We start from the raw sequence: 20,412 nt of genomic DNA on the forward strand, positions 1-20,412 counted from the left end.
CGGGACTTTTTATTTTATGCTCAAGTACTTCATCATCTACAAACCTTATCTCGTCCTTTCTCAGTTTTCAGCCGAGGGCGAAAAGCATACACTCAAACATTTCTTCAACGTACCAAAGGATGTGTATCCTGTAGGAAGATTGGATTACGATAGCGAAGGTTTGCTGCTGCTTACAAACGACACGCGTTTAAACCATCGTTTGCTGCATCCTTCTTTCCTCCATGAACGTGAATACTGGGTTCAGGTCGATGGCGATATAAATGAACACGCATTACAACAACTCCGGCAAGGCACCGCCATTCAACTCGATGGCAAACCTTACCATACGCTTCCCTGTAAAGCTGCTCTTTTAGATCCCGCCCCCGAAGTGCCGCCGCGTGTTCCACCCATCCGCGTCCGTAAAGAAATACCCGCACCCTGGATCAGCCTTGTATTAAAAGAAGGAAAGAACCGCCAGGTACGCCGCATGACTGCCGCCATTGGCTTCCCAACACTTCGCCTCATCCGCTATCGCATCGAAAACATTACACTCGGCTCCATGCAACCCGGCGAAATCATCAGCCTCTCCCAAAACAGTATCTATAAAAAACTCTTCGGCGATCGCCCGCACTCCTGAAACAATTCATCATCCGCAATCAATTCCCCATTCACCATCCAAACACCCCAATCTGTCATCCGCTAACTGTCATTACAATCAATATTGAGGAACGCGTACCCCGAATTTGCGCTAAAGTTCCCTTTGTTTTTTACTCCAAAAATCCGTTTAAACAGAAAGAAGCTGTTACACATATATACATTTCATATTAGAAGAAAGTGCACGATTTTTGTCTTATATTACATCAAAGCAGCCGTGGCAAAAAGCACTCTTTTCATATAAATCGTACCGTATGGAAACTCATAGTAAAACAGTTCACGCGTTTGACTACAGAACCAAAATAACTGAACTACAACAGGCTATGTTATATGTATATGACGAAGCCGATCACAGACTACCTGTAAGCTTACTTCATCATTTTGAAATTGATCCCGATGGAAACCTGGTGTTCTGCACCAATCGTTTACCTGTCACAGCTTCAGACACACAACAGTTTGCAGCTGAACTGCACTTTTATCAGAAAGGCATCCCTTACCACGTGCGCCTGTATGGCAGCATACTGGTACAGATGAACGGAACCGGTAACCTGGCCTATTTTAAAGTACACCACTCTGAAGTTCATGGAGAAGAAGAAAAGCAAAACAAATACGCTTTCCTGAAACGCTGGAGTATTTTCAAATACCTGTTGCCACAGCAACAACCGGTAGCCTTGTAACCGGTACTTACATTTTGCGATAATTATAAAACTGCATACCGCCATTACCCACTACATCGATGGTAGTAATGAGGTTCCCACCACTGGTGAGCTTCACCTGCTGCTGTCCCGTTTTTAAAGGGATCCGCAGGTAATAAATATTCGCGGGTAACGACTGCCAGTTACGGGTATCCGCCTTTTCAGTAAGAAAGTTTACGATCTCGAGCACCGACCCTGCTGCGTCATTTTTATCTTTTACCTGCTTCTCTGCCAGCTTCTTTAAAAGAAGACGGCTCAATGCCAGCGACATCTCTTTCAGGGTACGCTCACTTAATACATTCTTAGCCACATAATTGATGTCCTGGATCTTCTGGCCATTCAAAACATTCCCCTCCACACTTGTCTCAAACTGCGAATTTCCCAACGGACGAATAACATACGATGGCAGCGCCAGGCGGAACAAACCAATATCCTTGACAGAAAGATTGGTAGCATCGATCCCTACCGAAAAGTCGACAGGAAGACGCAGGTTATTATTATCGGTAAAGAAAAAACCCGCCTCATTCTTTATAAGCGTAAAAAAGTAATTATCCTCCTTTTTATAAGGCGCTAAACCATTTTCCACGAAAACGATCAGCTCACCGCCTGCAAGCGCTGGTTCGGGCTTATAACGCAGATTAAACTGCTTTTCATAGTAAGTCACCTGGTCGGTAAAACCCATCATGGCTGCTGTACGCAACAGATCAAATTCAAGCTGCTCAGGTATAGGCACTCCATAATACGAATGATCGGGCTGACGCAGGTACAGATCGGCAGCATTACGGTAAGAAATAAATGCGTTGTTGATATCCTTTTGCGACTCGTAAAGCAACCCCTGCATGATCAGGGAAAAAGCATCCTGGCTATAACGGCTGCTCTTGTCGTTGAACTTATCCTTCTGGGCATTGTTGGTAAGCGTAATACGCCGCGCCTCAACAATAGCATCTTCCGGCTTATGCAGGTACAGGTAATTCAGCGCTTTGTAATAATGCACCATAAACCGTTCAAAGTCTTCGCCCCGGTAAGTTTGCATCATGGGATTGGTGATAGTGCCAACAGCAATATCCCATGCGCTGCCGGGAGCTTCCATGAACTGGTCTGCAAGATTGAAATAGTAATTACTGGTATCGTACTGGTGCAGCAGGTGCGCAACAGACCCTCTTTCAAGATAGAACAGCAACCTGTTACGCCTGGCCTGGATCAGCTTGTTACGTACCAGCACACGGTTCGCCTGCTGGTAATTATTAGCCCGCAATCCATCGTAATAAGATTGAACCCTTTCGTGGTAAGTGGCGCAGGAAAAAAAAACAGGCATCAATAGCCAAGCTATCCATGCCTGCCTGTTCTTAAACATATACCTGAAGGCTTTAAATTAGTTTTTTACGTATTTGGCGATCTTCTTGTCGCCGATCCACACAACTTCATTGGTCTGAAGGTTGGTTAACTCCAGGCTTACCTGGTATTGCACCGTTTTCTTACGCTTATACGCGTCAACAATAGAGTTGATAGATCCCTGCAGGATATAATCGGCGCCTGATTCCAATCCAAACTTCTTCATCGTGGAAGCCGAAGCGTTGGTCTGCTGGTCGGCACGTTCCGCACGTAATTCTTCACGCTTTTTGCCGCTCTGCACCAGCGATACTTTGCCGGTGTTGATAAAAGAACGCTCCAGGTCTTTCATGAAAGTTTCCGCTTCTATATGCTCATGGCTTTTGTTCGTTACCATGCCAACAATAACAACGGGCTTTTTACCTGTTTTCCCCTGGTGCTCCGCCAGCCACGGACGCGTTGATATGTCTGCAATCATTTCATCGGCAACCATGCGGCTGTCGGTATTGTTCCAACTACCACTTACATCTACTGTTTCAGAAGGATCAAGCCTGGTCACCTTACGTGAGCAGGAAGAAAGGGCTGTGCTGCCAACAACCGCCATAAGGCAGGCAGCAACAACGAAACGTTTATTCATGTTATTTGTTTGGAGCTTTTTATTCAGTTAAACCATCGGCCAATAAATACTACCAGTTGAACCACCAGTTACCGGTACGGAAACCTACACGCGGAAAGAAACCGGAACCATAATAGTTGTTAAAGAACGGGCTGTATCCACCGCCGTAGTTATAACCATTGTTATAATAACCGGGGGCATACCAGCTGTTCTCGGCCATCAGCCTGCGCACCTCGTACCGGTTGGCCCTGCGTTGCGCACGACGCTCCAGGCGCGCCTGGTAAAAATCATACGCCTTGTAAGTATCCTGTATGGTTGTATTGGAGCCGGCAAGCAGGGAATCTTTGATCCCCATATATTTCTGCTGGCTTTGCATATACTGCGGGTTTTGATCGGGCGCCAGCGCCGTATGAACCTGCGCCCGCACTGCGGTAACTGCAACAACAGCCACCAAAAGTATCATTAACTGTTTCATTGCTTATTTTTTAATTCTGAAAGAAGGTCTCCCACCCTTACAAATTACAAATAATACAGTACAAAATTAAGTCCTGTTCCTGCAATAGATTGTTAATGCCACGAAAATTAGGACAAGCGGTATTTAGAATGTAAGAAGCTGTCCTTCAGCAGGATTACCAGGTAGCTAAAACAGTAACACCACCCTTCACCACCTGGTTTAAAACAACATCAACCTTGGTGCCTACAGGCAATAATACATCTACACGGCTGCCAAACTTGATAAAGCCCATTTCCTCACCCTGTTGAACAGGCTGACCAGGACTAAGGTAGTTGCAGATCCGCTTTGCAAGCGCTCCGGCAATCTGTTTAACCAGTATGGTTCCTTTGGCATTCTCGAGTACAACACTATGCCTTTCGTTTTCAGTAGAAGATTTTGGATGCCATGCCACCAGGTACTTGCCGGGATGATACTGGCTGTATTTTACAGTTCCGGTAATGGCATTACGATTCACATGCACATTGGCAGGACTCATAAAAATGCTCACCTGAATGCGTTTATCTTTAAAGTACTCCACATCCGTGATCTCTTCTATCACCACCACCTTACCGTCGGCGGGACAAATGATCTTATTATCGTCAATGGTCAATCCCCGTTTAGGAATGCGGAAGAAAGAAACCAGGAAAAGAAAAACGAAAAGCGTTACAAAAAAGATGACAGCGGCCAGCCAGGGAATGATACCGCTTAAGAAAGTAAAGGATATCACGTTTATGACACCGAAGATGAGGGCGCCGATGCCTATAGATTTATATCCTTCTCTGTGAATGGTCATGATTAGAATTTAAGCGCCAAAGATATAGCAACCGCCGCTAGATAAAAAACCGGAGAAACAGCCATGCAAAAGGAGTAGCAAGTAACAGGGAATCGAACCTGTCCAGGAAACCGCCGTGCCCGGGCATAATACTGCCGCTGTCTTTTACGCCGGCCATCCTTTTCAGTTTACTCTCCAGCAGGTCTCCAATAGTTCCAAATACGGCGCCTATAGTGGAGATGCCGATCAGGGCCCCTATATCTTTTAACCCGCATAAATAATAGCCGCCTAAAGTAACAGCAACCACAGCCAGGATAGCGCCGCCTGCAGTGCCCTCCCAGGTTTTCTTGGGAGAAATAGGTGAAAAAGGAGTTTTCCCTATAAAAGAACCTACGATATAAGCCATCGTATCATTGATCCAGATAGAGGCGATAAGTACAACAGGATAAACCCATCCCAGGTCAACAAATTCACCGGCGCCGGCATAAGTGAACTGACTGCGCAATTCCATCATCAGTCCCCAGCTCAAAGAAATATATACGAACCCCAGCAGCGAGTACCCCAGTTGTTTGAAATTGAATTGCCTTGAAAACAGGATCTCGGAAACAGGCACAGCAATAAAACAACCCAGGAAGATCCACCAGCCCGTTTCATTCAAATGGAAGTCGCCTATATGATAAAGGCTACCCGTCATCCACATCATAAAACCCCAGCCGAGGATAATCACCCCATACTTATGCAGCACATTCAGCTGCTGGTATTCGGGATCTATTTCACCCACCAGCTTCTGGTATTCCAGCCAGCAGCCGGCATGTATCACACTAAACAAAACGAAAAAGGTCCATTGATTTACCAACAGACCTGCCAGCATAACAGCAGCGAAGATCACTGCCGTTAATGCTCTTGTTTTAAAAACCTGGGAGTTGAAAGCCATGTAGCTTGTGCTGTTTTATACAACACGAAGTACGAATTTTTTACTGAATTAAACAGTTATTTTGCCTTCAACCCCATTATTCATTTCCTTACCGGTGATAGCGCCGGCCAGGTAACTCAGCAAGGTAACAGCTTTGTTGTGCTTCGTATCCCAGTAATAGGCGTCTTCCGGGTGCACGCGTATCAATGTCAGCTCCGGATCTTCAGGCCCTTCATTAAACCAGGTTTTGGCAATGGGCGTCCATAGTTCCTTTGCTTTTTGCGTATCCTCAACAATTACCGCGCGTCCATAGATACTCAGGAATTCATAACTTCCCTTATTGGAAAAGAAAAGCTGCACACGGTCGTCAGCCGCGATATCTTCATTTTTATCACTGCCCTTGCGGCTCATAAACCAGAGATTACCGCTGTCATCCACTTCGCTGACACTCATCGGCCTCGACATAAGCGGCAATTCGGTTAACGCCGTAGTAAACAAACAAATATCTGCGGCCTTCGCCAGTTCCTTGATTTTATCGATAGCCTCTTGGTTCGAAAGATCTTTTACGTCGCTCATAGGTGAAAGATTAAAGATGAAAAAATACGATCCGTTGATTTCCATAAGAAAGGTGTACCCCTTATGGGACACACCTTCTGTTTGAACGCTTATTCCTTTTTATTTAACCCGCTTTCTTAGAGGCGGGGAATAAAACAATGCAAAACCCAGGAAATCACCGTTCATTTTCTAACTATAGAACATTAAAATACCGTGCCATTCGTCATGCTACAGCCTTACCGCTGCACAGCCTGCATCAACCATGATAAAACCGGGCAAAAAATTCGCTAATTTGTTGCCGCAGCGCCTCAGATCATAACTGTTTTTACCCCAGTCATCCCCCGTCAAATCATATTGTTGAACCGTAAAAGCAATAATAGCAATCACAACCCCGCTGCGATCATCCATCAAGCTGTAAATATTAGCGTAACGGAAAATTGATCACTATACCGCCGCACCAATCCGCGGCATCGTAAATATTAAATCATAAGAACAGCCATTAAACTATAACAGCAGCGGGGAGCAGTCCCTATACGGCCAATCCCATGAGAATTAAAACTATTCAGTATAAGACAGCCGGAGATTTAATCACTATAGATTCGCAAACACCTGCCGGAATCGTATCTTTAAACGATAGGAGCAATAGGAACAGCAGATGGCAACGATAAAATTACCCAAAAAGATAGCCGCCCGCCAGGAGGAGATCCTGGCCAACTTTCTGAAAGCGATAGACAATCACCTCGAGGATATCCTCTCCGGCAAAACAGCCGATATGTTCGAGATCAGGGATTTGGCAGCCGTATTACATATTCATCCCACCCACCTGAGCAATACCATTAAACTCACCACCGGAAAAGCTCCCTGTTATTTCTTCGAGCACCGGATCCTGGAAATAGCAAAAGATCTGATAGTCAATACCAATGCCCCCATATCCGCTATTGCGGAGAAGCTCACGTACGACCCATCCAATTTCACCAAGTTCTTCAAGCATTTTGAAGGAATGACACCCAAACAATACCGTGAAGCCGTTCGTGAGGCCTCAAAAAAGGAAGTAGTCACCATTTAATCTGAAACAGTCACCATAATCATGAACCTTTTCCTGCTCAACTTTGTGTTATTATAACACTGTAAACACAATTTATGAGCAAGATAGCATTAGTAACCGGCGGCAGCCGCGGACTGGGCAGGAACATGGCCATCAGCCTCGCCCAAAAAGGCCTTGATGTTATTATCACCTACAACAGCAAAAAAGACGAAGCCGAAGAAGTAGTACAGCAGATCGCGAACCAGGGACAACAAGGCGCAGCCTTACAACTCAACGTCTCCGACAGCAGCAGTTTCGATGCATTCTGGCAGCAGGTTGCAGAGACCCTGAAATCAACCTTTAAAACAGAGAAACTGAGCTACCTGGTGAACAATGCAGGAACCGGTTATCACGCCCCTTTTGCCGACACCGCAGAAGAGCAGTTCGATTCGCTGGTGAACATCCATTTCAAAGGCGTGTTCTTCCTTACACAAAAAGCATTACCTCATTTGGCCGACGGCGGCGGCATCATCAACATTTCATCCGGCCTGGCGCGTTTCAGTCAGCCTGGTTATGCTGCTTATGCTTCCATGAAAGGGGCGATAGAAACCCTCACCAGGTATCAGGCAAAAGAGCTCGGCTCACGTGGTATTAAAGTGAATGTAGTAGCCCCTGGCGCTATCGAAACCGATTTTGGCGGCGGCGCAGTAAGAGACAACGCGCAGTTAAATGCCCTCCTCGCCTCGCAAACAGCCTTAGGCCGTGTTGGCCTGCCCGACGACATCGGAAGCGTAGTAGCCTTCCTCTGCACCGATGATGCGAAATGGATAACAGCCCAGCGCATAGAAGTCTCCGGCGGCATGTTTTTATGATTTTTATCAGGGATGCCTCATGATTTTTTGACAAAAAAGCGGATCCTTCTAACTTTGACCTCCCCAATCCCCTCGGGATGTAGCGCAGCCCGGTAGCGCGCTTCGTTCGGGACGAAGAGGCCGCTGGTTCGAATCCAGTCATCCCGACTAAAATTTAAAGGGCCTTCAAGTCACTGGATTTGAAGGCTCTTTAAGTTCAAGGTATTCGAATCAAATTTAACTCGAAAGTATTTAGGTCCTGTAAAATGAGTTTTTGGGGACGTATATAAGCGTTACCGATCCTTTTTTAGACGGGCTGTTCAAAACCAATTGATAATCTAACATTCCATTAAGATAACTAGTTTCCTAAGATCAAACAGGAATAAGGTCGATAATCGTACAGAATATAACCAAGCTTGGTAGGCATTACCACAATAATTTCAACGATTTGTACTTATTGAAATTCTCATCTTTGCTAACTAAGACAAGTCGCTCGCTTTGGGCCTGCGAAATAATAATTCTGTCAAATGGATCGCGGTGATGAAGTTCGAGAGTTGCTAGTGTTGTTGTATGCTCAAATGTGATAGGCAATATTTCAAACCCGTTAATTATAACCTGCTCTCTTAAATCTGGATAAGTCATTTCAAGATGCAGTTTCCCCAAATTTAGCTTTATAGCTATTTCCCAAAAGGAAGCGATACTAATATATTTAATTGCTTCCGGATCTGTGATAACTGTTTTTGCTTTGTTGGAAAGCTGTTCGTCACCATTAATGAACTAAAGGAAACTATGAGTATCTAACAAATACTCCATTACATATACTCTTTAAAATCATCAATTGGTGCATCAAAATCCGAAGACATTTTGATCTTTCCTTTTGCACTACCAAACTGCGGAACAATCTTCTTCTTTTTGGAGGAAGACCTTTGCATAAGGAAATCAATAAAGTCAGAGACCTCCTGCTTTAAGTTCGCCGGCAATGTTTCCAGTTTGGTGTATATATTTAAACTGTTCATAATCGGTTATTCATAAACCTAAATTACAAAAAATGGGCGATTTTCTAAAATTGGTCCAGATACCCGAAATTTTTCTCCATAAAATTGAATCGTTAGAGATATAAATTTCGAGACAATGTCCTTTTTGAAGGAATAACCCAGAGCAGTATATAAAGCTGTACAACACATATAAAGGGAATCGATATAATACATCCCTCTCCTTGACATCGCTTTCCTTGAACTAAATCCGCCCAAAGAAGCCCGGGTGATGGGGTGAGAGAAGGATGAAGCGTCAAATCACGAAATTGTATCCACAAAGTTGGTTCCTGAAACAATATTGTTCCGGAAGGCTTGTACACTCACCGGCAGTAATGATTCCTAAACCTGTTATCACGACTCTATTCAGCATATTCTATTTTCTTTCCGATGTATGCATAGCCGCAAATGCTTGTTCAGGCGACGATAGAAACAAGCGATAAAGTTGTTCTGTCATTCCCACCCTGATCTCGTAGGTATCGCTTGCAAGACCTGCCAGTAGTTCCTGAGCTACCTCTTGTGGAGGTATGCCTTTTTCGCCCCCTATCGGTTTTGAAAATTCGGTATTCACCAGCGGCGGGAAAAGCTCAAATACTTTAATATTAGGATGTATTTTTCCGAGTTCCCATCGTAGAGATTGTGTGTAAGAGTGAAGGGCTGCTTTCGACGCCGAGTAAGTAGCTAAAATACCAGGAACGTACGCAACCACAGAACTTACATTTACGATTGCCGCTTCCGGTTGCCTGGCCAGCACAGGCAGTAGCAAGCTGTTGAGTGCCAGCACCGATACATAATTAGTGATTATTTCATGCTGTACGGTTGGCATTGCTTCAGCCGGTGCATTTACCAGCGGATATATGCTGGCGGCAGCACCGTTGTTTATCACCATATTTAATTGCGGGTATTCCGCCTGAAGTTTTTCCGCGAGGGCGAGCCTGTCACCTTCACTTGAAATATCAGAAACTATTGTAACAGCATTTTTTAGCAATGACGCTGCCTCATCAAGCCGGCTTTTGCTGCGCCCCGTGATTATTAATGTGTTACCATTTGCATCTAATAATTTGGCTATTTCCAATCCTATTCCTGCACTGCCGCCTGCGATGAGCACGGTGTTGTTTGTAGTATTCATTGTTTATTGTTATTTATATACCGCTCGGTATATCATTGATTAAAAAAAAGTTTATGTCCGGCAAATATTCCCAATAATGGTGCTGGCAGTAGCAGCTACTGCACGTGTGTATATATGGTTCCTGGTAACACTACTCATAAAAATACCGCCTTCGGCAAGAGCAATCAATGAAATTGAAATGCTGTTTGCGTCGGTGTCTTCTTTAAACTCGCCAGCTTCAATGCCTTGTAGAATAAGGTCCGTAATTCGTTTTTTCCAGGCTAACAAAGCGTCTGCTACTTTGCGGCGCATCATTTCGTTTGTGTCGTCGGCTTCGACCCCTGTGTTTAAGAAAGGGCAGCCCCCTTTTGGAAATAATTTGCCGCTGTTAACGCCGAAAAATGTGGCATATACCAGCAATTTTTCCCGGTAAGTGATGGCTGCGTTCACTGCTGCGTTCATCGCGTCAACACGCTGTTTACTGTTGTATTCGAATACGGCCGCCGCTACTGCTTCTTTGTTCTCAAAATTACCGTAGATGCTTCCTTTTGTAAGTTTTGTTGCCTCAGTAAGATCAGTCAATGAAGTACCGGAATACCCCTTCTGATTGAAAATAGCTGCTGTACTTTCAATGATAAACTGCCTGGTATCTTCATTTCGTGGCGAGAACTTCATAACACAAATATACCAATCGGTATATAACAAACCAAATTAGCTTAGCATTTTTAAAAAATATGCAACGTTGCCAAAATGTTCTGTCGGTTTTAAAGCCAACATTACCATATGATGTATGCTGTCGCTGTAAATATGCAGGTTGACGGTTACTAACCCTCTGTCACTGGCCACATAATGATCGATCAGGTCAATTATGGGACAGAATGCAGCGTGAAAAGCTGTACCGAAAGATTTAAGCGCATTCAGGCCGATAATTCCGCGACCTACCGGGCTATTCAACTGTACATCTGGGCAAAAGTCTTATTTCTATTAGGTGCAGGTATTGGAAAATGCGTAACTATTTATTAATCAATATTTTATATACCGATTGATTCTTGTTTATTATATCAGGAATGACTAAATTTGTAGTGTGAAAAGGGATGTAAATATCGCCACTATTTTTCCATCTTACCTATTTTGGGACATGAAGCCTGATAGATTAGATGTTGAAAGGGATATGAATTTAATCATACCCAGGGCTTTATATTACACTGATCGCAATAGTTTTAAAGACGATATTGCCAAGCTGGAAAGTATCTATTCTAACACAGAAATTGCTACTGTACTTCAGCATACAAAAGAAAAGGTGCCTAACACCGTTTGTGAACTTATTGCTGATCGTTACCACATACCTCGCTTTAAAAGGTTTTCCCTAGCTAAACGACTGGGTAAGTCTGCTGTATAATACTTCACGTAATTAATCATTTTCATGTCTACTGTTGATGCGGTTTCTACAGAATTGCGCCAAACCCTGACGCGATTACAGGCTTTACCTTCTTTGCAGGGTTTTGGTTTAGCTGGAGGCACCAATCTTGCCTTGCGTTTTAATCACCGAGAATCTATTGATCTTGATTTGTTTTCCGGTCAGATGGTGGGTCAGACAGGTATGGAGTATATTATGGCGGAAATCGAAAAGGAATTCAATGCATCTGAGATCAGGAGGTGTATTCTGGAAAATGTGGAAGAGGGTGAACAGTTTGGTTTTATCAGGCTTTTACTTGCTGTTGGAGCGAAAACTATTAAGGTGGAAATTATTCAAAATGCGCCTTTGCTGGATGAATTTGACATTGTGGAGGGCTACCGATTGGTTAGTGTAAAAGATATAGGGCATCTCAAATTAATGAGTATTTCATCAAGGGCAGCACAAAAGGATTTATATGATTTGGATTTGATTACTGACAAATCCGACTTGGGTACTCTTATGGAGGCGCTAGCGGAAAAAGAAGCCAGATTTACGACTCAGGCAGACTGGTGGCTCTTTGATTTGGATGAACCAACTAGCCCCACCGCTGATTATCATTTATTGTTAGCAGCAGATCCCATAGATTATAAACCTAAAGTAGGGCGACCTTATCATTCTACTGATGCCCTTAATATTATTCCACCCAATAAGGATATTAAAGCAGCAAAAAGGCAGTGGCGAAGGAAGGTTTTTAAGTTGATGCGCGATAATGGGGTTGAGTCGCCAAAATTGGGGCCGGTTAACTAAACATTATTTGCCTGCTTCGATTTAGTAAGCGCTCCATTGCGGTTACCAGGTCATTCAGGAGAATGATGAAGCTGTCGAAAATGTATAAACTGTTTTCAAAGTTCAAAGCTGGGATTGCATATTAGCATACCACATCAACCAGATAATAACAAATGAGGGCATATTCTGCAACTGTATAATCAACTTCTACCTATCCAACATTTAAATCAGAAAACAAAACCACTCATTCTCCCGCAATTTCTTTTCGGATTCTGCTCAGCGATTTCGGCGCGATACCGAGGTAATTGGCAATATGATACAAAGGTACTTTTTGCAAAATTCCGGGATTTTCTTCCAGCAGTTTCAGGTAACGTTCTTTGGCATCGATAATCTGTAAATGCAAAGATTGATGAAGCAATTTTAAAAATGCTCTTTCCGTCAGAATCCGGATCATCTTTTCCAAAGCAGGGAACCTTACCAGCAGTTTCTCAAGTTCGCTTTGATACAAAATAAAAACGTCCGAATCTTCCAAAGCTTTGATATTGATGGAAGCGGGCCTGCTGTTCAGCCTGCTGTACATATCGCATACCCAATCACCCGAAAAGCCAAAATCCGTCGTGTAATCATCCCCCGTTTCCATTGACCGGTAATATACCAAAACGCCGGATTGAACATACGCTACAAAATGGGCAACATCTCCCTGGTTTAACAAAAGTTCACCTGCCCGTAGTTTTCTATAGGTAAAAGAACATAAACATTCTTCCCACTGCCGTTCGGTTAAACTGCAATTTCCCAGTATTTCTTTCTTAAGAGCTTCGGAATTCTGCATTTCATTTCCTCAAAAGATATTGGAAAACGAAGTTACAAAAAACGCCCTGAGTACTCCTTAAAAGTGGCACAATCCGCTACTTCCCTACGTACGCTTAGCGGTCCCGGATAATCGTTGACGTAACCTATGCGAACCACAGGCAACAACCTGCACGTATCTAAATCAGGTATTGCTTTCTTTATAAAATTAATTAGTGTTTTTCCCACAATCGGAAACCGATACGGATAACAGGGGCGAAATCGGCATTTGGAATATTGTATTTTACACCATTAAAATCCAGGCTTTTGTCGCTTCGCAGGTATAGGTGAAGACCGGGTTGCAGATACACATATTTCCCCAAAAAGAACTGGTAGCTGATGCCACCGCCAAAATCGTTGCTGCGGATGTTTTGACGAAGACCTGTAGATTTTTGCTCGATGGCAAAAGTATGCATCTCCAAAAAGGTATAGAGTTCGAGGTTTTTCCAGATGTTATATCCAAGGAAGATGCCGGGCGAAGTTTTGTAAAAGCGCTTAAAATCATCTTTCTGATTTTTTAGTCCTGCAGGTTCGGCATTATAGTCGCCACCATTGATAACACTCGCCCGCAAACGCCAATTGCCATATCTATAACCCACACAAGCGTGGTAACCTCCCGTAAAAAACATCGGAAACAAAGACTCTGCTTCTACAGCCTGTTGGGCTCCATAATGCGGCGGTTGACGATGCCAGAAATTATTTTTTACAGTATCGGAAATCTGTGCTTTCAGTCCGCTTACAAACAGTGTTGCTAATACAGCAACGATAAGATGTCTTCTCATTTGGAAACGTTTTAGATTCAATACTGCAAAGTTGAAATTGTCAACTACAATATTGCTCCACATTTGTTACCAAATGAAAAATGCTACGGCCTATTCGGATGCTTTCATACGTTGCAAAGTAACACCCCTAATCGGGCACTTCCCTTTGCTGCCCGACTAAAAGGAAATGGAACTGCAACGCTAAGCAATGTGTTTAGTATTGTAACGTTACCGTTAGAAAGTGAATGGCAACACTATAAAGCCTTTAGCAAATGCTTCCGCTGTCTGCTTACAGGTATATTCATACCGTTTTGCATACGCAGAAACCCTCCATCCTCCCGTTTATAACTCTCAAGTTTATGAGTATTTACCAACCACGACTGATGTACCCTTATAAATCCGTAAGGCTGTAGCAGCATTTCGTATTCCGCAATGGGTTTGGAAACCATAACCGTCTGCTTACCGTCTCCAATATAAAATGTAGTATAGCTGTTATCTGCCTCGCAGCATACGATATCGCTAATAAGCACATATTTTATTTCGGACTGATCGGCAAGCGCTATCCGCTTTTGCTGGCTACCCGGAAGCATATGCGTTTGCAACAGCAACTGCATTTGCTTCTGCTGAATCCGCCTACGTGTCGCCACTTTGTGAATAGCGCCAATAAGTTCCTGTGGATCCACCGGTTTCAGCAGGTAGTCGGTTGCGGAAAATTTAATGGCCGTTATGCCGAACTCATCAAATGCGGTAACAAAAATCAAATGGAAGCCCGGCTCTTTCAACTGTTTCAGAAGATCAAAGCCCGTTTCACCCTGCATCTGTATATCAAGGAACAAAATGTCCACATCTTCCTTATTTAAAAATGCAGCAGCATCCGCTGTATTCGTTGCATAACCCTTTATATGCAGCGAAGGACAATAAAGCTCTATCAGCCTGCTAAGGCTTTCAATAGCCGCCGGTTCGTCATCGGTTATGAAACAGGTTAAAGCATTCATATAAGCCAGTTTTCAAATGTAAAAGTAGTGATGGTTCCTTCATCTTGTACCGACCGTATGTTCATGCAGATTCGCATGTGCTGCATTTTTTCATTGATCAGTTCTATTCGTTTCCTTACCAGTCCAAGCCCATGGCCCTCTGCCCGCCCTTTCATATTCCAGCCTTCACCATTATCAGTAATGGAAACAACAAGATCGCGATTGCTCCCGGAGACTTGAATATGTAAAACCGGCTTCGTATGTTTCCCAAACGCATGACGGACACTGTTTTCCAATACCGGCTGTAACAATAGTGGCGGAAAATCGATCTGCGAAGCATTGACCTCCTTACCGATAACGAGATCAAATGTAAAATATTTACGTCGTTGTTCCAGTTGCAGGTAATCGGCTTCCAGATATAGCTCTTCCGCTAAGGAAACAAATTCTCTCTTGCTATAGTCCATGCTATTCCGCATAAACCGGGCTATATCACCAATGTAATTATTCGCTTCGCCGATATTATTGCTATTTATAGTTCCTTGTATGGCATGGAGTGAATTAAAAAGAAAATGTGGGTTCAACTGACCACTTAATAACGACAAACGTGTTTCTATATCTTTATTTTTCCTGTTGAGTGCCGCTATCTGTTTTTTATGCAGGCGCCGCTTTAATAAATACCATCCTGCAAACAAAAGTAAAGCGAGCATAAAGCCCGCTGTTACTTTGAAAAAAGAAGTTTGCCCGATGTTCGACACTCCCTGTATTTCTATTTTATGAATTGACCCCGGCTGGCCTTTATACCTTAGATAGAGTGATTGTGTTTTTCCCGGCGGTATGTCCTCCTGGTCAAGCAGTAAAAAGGCCCCTTCCGACAGAGAATGCTTGAGGCGCTGAATGGATTGCCAATCGCCGGTTCCCGTGAAAGAATATTCGATTTCTTCCCCGGTTTCGAGCCACTTAAAGAAAAGTACACCAATATTTCCCTGGTTTAACTCAAACCGGGCAGCCGAATCGCCACGCAGGAAATTCACTTTGCGTAATGGCATATCCAGGAAGTCATGTATCACCTTTTTTACATTCGATGAAGTGATCTCTGATTGCCAATAGAAAAAATGTACAGGCCTATCCAGTTGACGCCTGATGATAAGTTTGCGCAATATTTCCTTTGATTTCTTTCTACGAAGTGTTATTTCAACAACATCGTTGTACATGAAGTGGAGTTCCCCGGTCTGGTGGCTGCTTTTCCATTTCGCAACAATATAGCCCTGCGTTTTCTCACTGTAACGGATACGGCTGATTCTATAGTCCTTGATGGAATCTAAATTACTGAGCGTCTGCCAGCCGCCATATTGCTTTTTATTTTTTTCGATGCTTATTTCAATCTCTTTATAGTCATAATTTTCGTCCCATTTGAAGAATGATTTTGAGCGATCTGCATTTTCATCCTCTCCCGTAAGAAAAACAACATTTAAAATACTGTCAGTAATGAGAAAGATATTCTGCTCAAATGGCTGATCGGGGATCGATTCTTTAAACGCCCTATATTCCCGGTATAACCTTTCCGGATTTGGCGTGGCACCAATGAATACATAAGGAAGCACATTGGAATAGCTGAGGTTATATTTCACAATGCAGGTATCGCAAGGTTTGCCGTTAATGAGCTTTTGTACGGCTTTCTCCTGAGCGAACAGTAAAGCGGGGAACAGTGCCAGGAGGATTTGAATTGCTTTTTGTTTCATTTTATGATTTTCGTGCAAGATGCCTGTAGCTGCGCTGTTCAGGAATACAAAAACTGAATGCTGTATGTTTTTAACTGAATTAGTATCAAATATAAGCCGTGATTTACCACTGACATAGGGTTGTCACTTGCCCCAATTAGGTTTGTGCTTACAAAAAACACAACACATGTATTTTACATCAACAAGGATCATTACGACAGATGTTCAGCGGCTAGTGGCATTTTATGAAAAAATAGCAGGCACGCCATTAACTGTATATACGAAAGACTTCGCTGAACTGCGCACACCATTGGCGACCCTGGCGATCGGCAGTACCAATACGCTGTCCTTGTTCGGAGGGGAAGCAGTGGCGGCTCCAGGTGCTAACCGGTCAGTGATCATCGAGTTCAGGGTGGAAGACGTAGATGCAAGTTATGCTCAACTGGCCGAATACCTGGGAAACGCTATAGTTCAGCCACCAACAACAATGCCGTGGGGAAATCGCTCTTTGTTACTAAGGGACCCGGATGGAAACCTGGTGAACCTTTTTACGCCAATTACGGATGAAGCGAAGCAAAGAGCCGTTAAATAAGTAAATCCTGACGATTACACCCTTATGGATGAGCTTGAAAAAATGACATTCTTTACTGTCATTTTTTCGTACAAAATGACAAATCGTAAGGGCGCAAACTGAAGCTGGTGGCCTGGCACAGCACTTGATCGTGGTTTTATATAAGTTCATTCATATTATTGTTTAACACTTAAAAAGGAGGTTTTATGACACTCGTTAAAAGAAGCAATGGAAGTTTGCTGCCACTCTTTGATGATTTCTTTAGCCGTGAACTTTTTAACTGGGGCAACAGTAATTTCTCGTCCACCAGCACCACCGTACCTTCGGTGAACATCAGGGAAAACGACCACAATTTTGAAGTGGAAGTAGCTGCCCCCGGCATGGAAAAAAAGGATTTCAAAATTACGTTAGAAGGCAACACACTTACCATTTCATCTTCCAGGGACAGCCAATACACCAAAGAAGACGACCACTACACCCGCAGGGAATTTAGCTATCAATCGTTCCAACGCAGTTTTGAACTGCCTAAAGATGTAGTGGATCAAAACCACATCGAGGCGAAGTATGAAAACGGGCTTCTGAAACTCGTTATTCCTAAAACTGAATCGGCAAAGAAAAAAGCGCCTCGCTTAATAGAGATCAAATAAGCTGTTATTGGCTTTCACCTCGTTTGCACCCGTAAAAACGGGTGCAAACCTGTTATTGTAATCTGTATAGTACTTATGCAAACATCTTACTCCATAGAAGTAAATATCAAAACCATTAAAGGCTATGTAGCATTCTGCCACTATCAGTTAGAGGGTATTGGCAAGGATGCTGAAAAGATCTTCGCATGTATGAAAGGCAGTGCAGTAGACGTGTGGGGGCACGCTCCTTTCCAGCTGAACTTGATATCACACAACGGCGAAAAGGCCATCACATTAGCCTCTCAATACTGCACCTTAGCCGATTTACAGGAAAACAGCCACTACATCTCCCTGGAAGTATTTAAAATATTGAATCTCGAATAAACCATTTCTCTACGCTATGAGTACTATGGCCGGGGCAATTTGTATCATGTGCCTTACTACACTGGGAGCTATGCTTCTGCTCAGGAAACTAAAACAACCATACCTCATTGCCTATATCCTAACCGGGATATTGTTAGGACCTTATGTAACGGGCATTTTCAATAATGCAGAAGAGATAGAAGCCATCGGGGAAGTAGGCATACTACTGTTTATGTTTTTCATTGGTATGGAAATAAATGTACCCGATAGCCATTCAATGCTACTGCAACCTGTAGTGGCTCAATCCATGAAAATAGCACTAAGTTTCCTGCTTTCTTTTGTTGCAGGCTATATGCTTCATTTACCTACAGAAAGCGTGATACTTATTGCCATTCTTTTTCTATTTAACAGCACGCCCGTCGTTAGCGACTTATTGAGCATGAATGGCCTTTTAAAAACATCCCTTGGTATTACCATATTGAACATGCTCATTTTCCAGGATGTATTATTTGCACCGGTACTCACCATTATGAATATATGGAAAGGAGAAAGCTTCAACACGCTTAACATATTCGCTATCGTTATAGCCGCTGCAGCCTGTATTGCATTCTTTTTCATGTTAAAAAGAGTGAGAGGAAAAAGGCAGTTGATCACTCCGCGCTTCCTGGTATCCTTGGAAAAGGATCATGATCTGCAGGTGTTCACCGGCCTGCTCATTTGTTTAGGTTTTGGATCGATGGCCGAAGCAACAGGCCTTAGCGGCGCATTAGGCAGTTTTATAGCCGGCGTTTACATAGGAAGGGCAAAAACCTTCAGATGGCTGGAACACGCACTTCATCCCTTCAAGGTATTTTTTGTAGCGCTGTTTTTCGTTTCCATCGGCCTGAGGCTCGACATTCCTTATCTCTTTCAGAATTATAGTTTTGTATTACTGGGCACCTTACTTGTTTTTATAAGTAATAGCCTGCTTTCGGCTGTTGTTTTCAGGTTGCTGAAATTTAACTGGGAGCAAAGTTTACTGGGTGGTGCATTGCTTTCTCATACGGGAGAATTTGGCATACTCGCATTGTCAATAGCCTATAAAATGCAGTTGATAGCGTTTACCTTGTATAAAGCAGGATTGGGTATAACAGGCTTATCACTACTGCTTTCCACCGTCTGGGTCTCTTTTTTACAGCATCTTGGTTTAAGCCTCAGGCGTAGTTATTCCAAGGCAACCTAAAAGCACTACATCGCCGCCATTAAATTAAAAGTTTACAATACCTTCGACTCCAAAACCCTTTTGAATGCCATTTAAAGCCTTCTGTTTATCCATCTGCTGTTTGTTCGCCACACTGTCTGCCAATGCACAGAACAACTTTTTCGAAGGACAGATCACCTACAGCCGGACAGCTCATTCTACCTCAGCCATGTCCGATAAGGAGATTGAAGATTACCTGCTCCCCGGTATAACTTCCGTGTCTACACTAAAAAATGGCAACTGCTATAACCAGGCAACCGGACACGAAGAGTGGATAATCCCGAAGGAGAAACGTGCCTATTACAAGTTTCCAAAACTGGATACACTTTACTACATCGATTTCGACAGCGATACCACTACTTTACTTGAAGTTAAAAAAGGAGAGGCGCCATTTGCCATGCTCCGGCATCCCTGTCGCTCCATATCACTGAAAACAAATGGAACAGAAAGGCTGTTCTATTACGCTATAGACCTTCGCGAAAATCCTGAACATAGTAAAGATAATACCATAGGAAAACAGAACCTCTACGCACGGGAGTCTAATGGCGGTATTGCCCTTTGGAAAAAAACAACATTTACGAGGTTTGGTTATGGAATAGACAGTGCTACAAACATTAAGGCCATAGCCGTCGACGATCACGTATTCGACCGGCCGGATCTGCCGCTGAAAAAATATGATGAAAAGGAACTGATTGCTTCACCCACCTTTCCAGCCGGCAGCAAGGCCTGGATGAATTATATAAACCACAACATCAATACCAGTGTGGGAGCCAAATACATTAAACTGAAAAGAAAACAAACCGAAGCCCAGGCTAAAGTAAATGTTTCCTTTGCCGTAGAAATTGATGGCACCGTAAGCGAGGTTGCAGTCTCCGGCGATACCAAAGGCATTCATCCAAAGGTTATTGAAGAGGCCTTAAGGGTCATACGCGAATCACCGCGCTGGATACCAGGTGTTGCCTTCGGGGAAAAATGCAGGATGCATAATTTTCAACCCATCATCTTCCAGGTAGCAGTAGAATAAATAAACAGGGCCGGTCCATTAAACAATGGCCGGCCCTGTGGATGCTGGTTCAAACATGTCTAAACGACTATTGCCCAGCTTCGTTTT

25 protein-coding genes and 1 tRNA gene are annotated in these 20,412 nt (G+C 43.4%); 12 read left to right on the forward strand and 14 right to left on the reverse strand.

Annotated features, from left to right (window positions below; all coding sequences use genetic code 11):
- Window positions 1-16: 16 nt before the first annotated feature.
- Both ESB13_RS21790 and ESB13_RS21795 read left to right on the forward strand, forming a co-directional pair.
- On the forward strand, window positions 17-616 hold the full coding sequence (locus ESB13_RS21790; RefSeq protein ID WP_129005845.1) for a pseudouridine synthase: 600 nt from the start codon (window positions 17-19) through the stop codon (window positions 614-616).
- A gap of 271 nt (window positions 617-887) precedes the next feature.
- The gene (locus ESB13_RS21795; RefSeq protein ID WP_129005847.1) at window positions 888-1,310 is read left to right on the forward strand and encodes a hypothetical protein; all 423 of its coding nucleotides are present in this window, start codon (window positions 888-890) and stop codon (window positions 1,308-1,310) included.
- 7 nt (window positions 1,311-1,317) lie between these two features.
- Here the strand turns inward: ESB13_RS21795 and ESB13_RS21800 are convergent, their stop codons facing one another.
- The 6 genes from ESB13_RS21800 to ESB13_RS21825 all read right to left on the reverse strand — a co-directional run bounded on the left by ESB13_RS21800 (window position 1,318) and on the right by ESB13_RS21825 (window position 6,027).
- Window positions 1,318-2,682: a COG3014 family protein gene (locus ESB13_RS21800; RefSeq protein ID WP_246022654.1), complete on the reverse strand. Its 1,365-nt coding sequence runs from the start codon at window positions 2,680-2,682 to the stop codon at window positions 1,318-1,320.
- 18 nt (window positions 2,683-2,700) lie between these two features.
- Window positions 2,701-3,294 (reverse strand): penicillin-binding protein activator LpoB, encoded by a 594-nt coding sequence (locus tag ESB13_RS21805; protein WP_129005848.1) that lies wholly within the window; start codon window positions 3,292-3,294, stop codon window positions 2,701-2,703.
- 49 nt (window positions 3,295-3,343) lie between these two features.
- Window positions 3,344-3,748 (reverse strand): hypothetical protein, encoded by a 405-nt coding sequence (locus ESB13_RS21810; RefSeq protein ID WP_129005851.1) that lies wholly within the window; start codon window positions 3,746-3,748, stop codon window positions 3,344-3,346.
- 154 nt (window positions 3,749-3,902) lie between these two features.
- A complete protein-coding gene (locus ESB13_RS21815; protein WP_129005853.1) occupies window positions 3,903-4,559 on the reverse strand; it encodes a phosphatidylserine decarboxylase family protein in 657 nt (218 codons plus the stop codon).
- A gap of 37 nt (window positions 4,560-4,596) precedes the next feature.
- Window positions 4,597-5,472: a phosphatidate cytidylyltransferase gene (locus tag ESB13_RS21820; protein ID WP_129005855.1), complete on the reverse strand. Its 876-nt coding sequence runs from the start codon at window positions 5,470-5,472 to the stop codon at window positions 4,597-4,599.
- Between the two features lie 48 nt (window positions 5,473-5,520).
- Window positions 5,521-6,027, reverse strand: a complete 507-nt coding sequence (locus tag ESB13_RS21825) for a pyridoxamine 5'-phosphate oxidase family protein (RefSeq protein ID WP_129005858.1) — start codon at window positions 6,025-6,027, stop codon at window positions 5,521-5,523.
- Window positions 6,028-6,661: 634 nt separating this feature from the next.
- Between ESB13_RS21825 and ESB13_RS21830 the strand changes: the two genes are divergently transcribed.
- The 3 genes from ESB13_RS21830 (at window position 6,662) to ESB13_RS21840 (ending at window position 8,049) form a co-directional block, all read left to right on the forward strand.
- Window positions 6,662-7,072, forward strand: coding sequence for a helix-turn-helix domain-containing protein (locus ESB13_RS21830; RefSeq protein WP_129005860.1), 411 nt, complete (start codon window positions 6,662-6,664; stop codon window positions 7,070-7,072).
- Between the two features lie 74 nt (window positions 7,073-7,146).
- On the forward strand, window positions 7,147-7,902 hold the full coding sequence (locus ESB13_RS21835) for an SDR family NAD(P)-dependent oxidoreductase (RefSeq protein WP_129005862.1): 756 nt from the start codon (window positions 7,147-7,149) through the stop codon (window positions 7,900-7,902).
- A gap of 73 nt (window positions 7,903-7,975) precedes the next feature.
- Window positions 7,976-8,049: transfer RNA gene (locus ESB13_RS21840), tRNA-Pro, on the forward strand.
- A 258-nt stretch (window positions 8,050-8,307) separates the two neighbouring features.
- Here ESB13_RS21840 and ESB13_RS24345 read toward each other — a convergent pair.
- From ESB13_RS24345 to ESB13_RS21860, 4 genes are all read right to left on the reverse strand, one after another.
- Entirely contained in the window at window positions 8,308-8,655 is a 348-nt protein-coding gene (locus ESB13_RS24345) for a type II toxin-antitoxin system VapC family toxin (RefSeq protein WP_220399752.1), read from the reverse strand.
- A 38-nt stretch (window positions 8,656-8,693) separates the two neighbouring features.
- Window positions 8,694-8,897 carry a type II toxin-antitoxin system VapB family antitoxin gene (gene vapB, locus ESB13_RS21850; RefSeq protein ID WP_129005863.1) on the reverse strand — a complete coding sequence of 68 codons (204 nt, stop codon included), beginning with the start codon at window positions 8,895-8,897 and terminating at the stop codon, window positions 8,694-8,696.
- A 391-nt stretch (window positions 8,898-9,288) separates the two neighbouring features.
- Window positions 9,289-10,041 (reverse strand): SDR family oxidoreductase, encoded by a 753-nt coding sequence (locus tag ESB13_RS21855; protein ID WP_129005865.1) that lies wholly within the window; start codon window positions 10,039-10,041, stop codon window positions 9,289-9,291.
- A 51-nt stretch (window positions 10,042-10,092) separates the two neighbouring features.
- A complete protein-coding gene (locus ESB13_RS21860; protein ID WP_129005867.1) occupies window positions 10,093-10,695 on the reverse strand; it encodes a TetR/AcrR family transcriptional regulator in 603 nt (200 codons plus the stop codon).
- A 409-nt stretch (window positions 10,696-11,104) separates the two neighbouring features.
- Here ESB13_RS21860 and ESB13_RS21865 point away from each other — a divergent pair, with 409 nt between their 5' ends.
- Both ESB13_RS21865 and ESB13_RS21870 read left to right on the forward strand, forming a co-directional pair.
- Window positions 11,105-11,419: a DUF6922 domain-containing protein gene (locus ESB13_RS21865; RefSeq protein WP_129005869.1), complete on the forward strand. Its 315-nt coding sequence runs from the start codon at window positions 11,105-11,107 to the stop codon at window positions 11,417-11,419.
- A 24-nt stretch (window positions 11,420-11,443) separates the two neighbouring features.
- A complete protein-coding gene (locus ESB13_RS21870) occupies window positions 11,444-12,223 on the forward strand; it encodes a nucleotidyl transferase AbiEii/AbiGii toxin family protein (RefSeq protein WP_129005871.1) in 780 nt (259 codons plus the stop codon).
- A gap of 223 nt (window positions 12,224-12,446) precedes the next feature.
- On the opposite strand, the gene ESB13_RS24235 is transcribed toward ESB13_RS21870, so the two are convergent.
- The 4 genes from ESB13_RS24235 to ESB13_RS21890 form a co-directional block, all read right to left on the reverse strand.
- Window positions 12,447-13,031, reverse strand: a complete 585-nt coding sequence (locus ESB13_RS24235; RefSeq protein ID WP_129005873.1) for a Crp/Fnr family transcriptional regulator — start codon at window positions 13,029-13,031, stop codon at window positions 12,447-12,449.
- A 190-nt stretch (window positions 13,032-13,221) separates the two neighbouring features.
- Window positions 13,222-13,830, reverse strand: coding sequence for a hypothetical protein (locus ESB13_RS21880; protein WP_129005875.1), 609 nt, complete (start codon window positions 13,828-13,830; stop codon window positions 13,222-13,224).
- 233 nt (window positions 13,831-14,063) lie between these two features.
- Entirely contained in the window at window positions 14,064-14,804 is a 741-nt protein-coding gene (locus tag ESB13_RS21885) for a LytR/AlgR family response regulator transcription factor (protein WP_220399744.1), read from the reverse strand.
- Window positions 14,801-16,522: a sensor histidine kinase gene (locus ESB13_RS21890; protein ID WP_129005879.1), complete on the reverse strand. Its 1,722-nt coding sequence runs from the start codon at window positions 16,520-16,522 to the stop codon at window positions 14,801-14,803. Before ESB13_RS21890 ends, ESB13_RS21885 begins: the two co-directional genes overlap by 4 nt.
- Before the next feature lie 166 nt (window positions 16,523-16,688).
- Between ESB13_RS21890 and ESB13_RS21895 the strand changes: the two genes are divergently transcribed.
- The 5 genes from ESB13_RS21895 (at window position 16,689) to ESB13_RS21915 (ending at window position 20,325) form a co-directional block, all read left to right on the forward strand.
- Window positions 16,689-17,093 carry a VOC family protein gene (locus ESB13_RS21895; RefSeq protein ID WP_129005881.1) on the forward strand — a complete coding sequence of 135 codons (405 nt, stop codon included), beginning with the start codon at window positions 16,689-16,691 and terminating at the stop codon, window positions 17,091-17,093.
- 185 nt (window positions 17,094-17,278) lie between these two features.
- Entirely contained in the window at window positions 17,279-17,719 is a 441-nt protein-coding gene (locus ESB13_RS21900) for an Hsp20/alpha crystallin family protein (protein ID WP_129005883.1), read from the forward strand.
- 75 nt (window positions 17,720-17,794) lie between these two features.
- Entirely contained in the window at window positions 17,795-18,082 is a 288-nt protein-coding gene (locus ESB13_RS21905) for a hypothetical protein (RefSeq protein ID WP_129005885.1), read from the forward strand.
- Window positions 18,083-18,098: 16 nt separating this feature from the next.
- Window positions 18,099-19,283, forward strand: coding sequence for a cation:proton antiporter (locus ESB13_RS21910; RefSeq protein ID WP_220399745.1), 1,185 nt, complete (start codon window positions 18,099-18,101; stop codon window positions 19,281-19,283).
- 64 nt (window positions 19,284-19,347) lie between these two features.
- Complete coding sequence (locus ESB13_RS21915; protein ID WP_129005887.1) at window positions 19,348-20,325, forward strand: energy transducer TonB; 978 nt, start codon at window positions 19,348-19,350, stop codon at window positions 20,323-20,325.
- The last annotated feature ends 87 nt before the right edge of the window (window positions 20,326-20,412 follow it).

The organism is Filimonas effusa (assembly GCF_004118675.1).
Lineage (GTDB): Bacteria > Bacteroidota > Bacteroidia > Chitinophagales > Chitinophagaceae > Filimonas > Filimonas effusa.